This is a genomic window from Kitasatospora sp. NPDC047058 (assembly GCF_040643935.1).
Taxonomy (GTDB): Bacteria; Actinomycetota; Actinomycetes; order Streptomycetales; family Streptomycetaceae; genus Kitasatospora.
Window position 1 is genome coordinate 1 of sequence record NZ_JBEYVJ010000843.1, and the last position, 1,502, is coordinate 1,502.

The 1,502-nt window shown below is 73.7% G+C and carries 3 protein-coding genes; 2 read left to right on the forward strand and 1 reads right to left on the reverse strand.

The features are described 5' to 3' along the window. Positions 1-244, reverse strand: a 244-nt coding sequence (locus ABZ885_RS41005; protein ID WP_360200285.1) for a patatin-like phospholipase family protein, incomplete at its 3' end; no start/stop codon positions are given. 98 nt (positions 245-342) lie between these two features. Between ABZ885_RS41005 and ABZ885_RS41010 the strand changes: the two genes are divergently transcribed. Next, positions 343-903, forward strand: coding sequence for a TetR/AcrR family transcriptional regulator (locus ABZ885_RS41010; protein ID WP_360200287.1), 561 nt, complete (start codon positions 343-345; stop codon positions 901-903). Positions 904-1,041: 138 nt separating this feature from the next. Next, the gene (locus ABZ885_RS41015) at positions 1,042-1,425 is read left to right on the forward strand and encodes a hypothetical protein (protein ID WP_360200289.1); all 384 of its coding nucleotides are present in this window, start codon (positions 1,042-1,044) and stop codon (positions 1,423-1,425) included. Positions 1,426-1,502 lie beyond the last annotated feature (77 nt).

The following is a 1,502-nucleotide window of genomic DNA, read 5'->3' on the forward strand; positions in this document are numbered from 1 at the left end:
GGCGCCCGTCCACCCGGGGCGGGGTGCTGCCCGAGTCGGGGCGCACGGGGGTGGCGAGCCGTCCGGGGTCCTGGCCGGTGGCCAGCACCGCGCCGATGATCGCGCCGGTCGACGTGCCGACGATCAGATCGGCCTCGCCGAGATCCACTCCGTCGCGGCGCAGTCCGCAGGCCAGTCCGGCCGTCCAGGCCGCGCCGACGGGGCCTCCGGCGCCCAGTGCGAGTGCCCGGTCGAGTGTGGGCATGGTGGTCTCCTCCCGTTAGTGAAACAGGCGTTTCTTGAAACAGTCGTACCATATACTGATGCCGGCTCGGTTCCGCAGGACGGAGAGGAAGATCGACCGTGGGGCGACCCCCAGATCCCGCCCGGCGGGAGCGCACGCTGGCGCGGGCGACCGACTACGTGCTGGCGCACGGCCTGGCCGGGCTGAGCCTGCGGCCGCTGGCCGCGGCGCTCGACACCAGCCCGCGGATGCTGCTCTACGACTTCGGCAGCAAGCAGGAGTTGGTGGCGGCCGTCCTCGCGGAGGCCCGCCGCCGCGGTGCGAGACGGCTGGCCGAGAACCTCCCGCCGGAGGCGGGCTCTCCGGAGGAACACCTGCGCGGCATCTGGGCCTGGATGAGCGCACCGGAGCGCGCCCCGTTCGTCCGGCTGTTCTTCGAGGTGCACGCCGACGGCCTGACCCACCCCGAGAACTACCCGGACCGGGCCGAGGCGATCACGGGCTGGTTCGACACCCTCGGCGCCACGCTCCGCGGCATCACCACCGGCCCTGACGACACCGTCACTCCGACGCTGGTCATGGCCGTCATCCGGGGCCTGCTGTTCGATCTCACGACCACCGGCGACCGCGGCCGCACCGACCGCGCGCTGGACCGCTTCTGCGAACTCCTCCGGCGGTGAGAAGTCGGCTGCCTGCGCGGCCGTTTCGTCTGCCTGCACGGTGGCGGCCCTCCCCGCCGGCGGGGGTGCCTGCGGAGCGGTGGCGATGACCTGAGATCCTCGCTCCGAGGTGTTCGACCGGGGAAGAGGGGGAGGGTCATGGACAACGGCATGCCCGTGGACGTGGCGGAGATGCTTCGGGCGCGGGACGCCCTGGCGTACGACCGGGCGTACCGCGTCCAGCGTGGGTGGACGTACCTGGCGGGGTTCCTGGCGGTCGCCGGGTGGATCTGGGCGATCGGGCTGGCCTTCCTGCCCGCCTCGGTGGAGCGGGCCGGCCGCACGATCGACTGCGGCTCGCCCGTGCTGGTCGACGAGCCCTCCGAGCACAGCAGCCGGTGCGCCTCGGTCGTGGACGGGCGGATCCGGAGCGCGGTCGGTGTCTCCGTCGTGACGATCCCGCTCTCGGCCGCCTGGATCTGGGCGGCGTCCGGCCTCCGGTTCCGGCGGCTGGAGGCGTCGGCCGACGAGGCGGGGAAGTGAGCCGGTAGCAGGAGCAGCGGGGCGGGCGGCCGCCCGCGGACCGGGTCAAGACCGGGTTCGTGGGCGGCCGTTGTGCG

What these genes read in the sequence shown, in the direction of transcription:
- ABZ885_RS41015 (WP_360200289.1), top strand. Translation starts at nt 1,042, where the DNA reads ATGGACAACGGCATGCCCGTGGACGTGGCGGAGATGCTTCGGGCGCGG.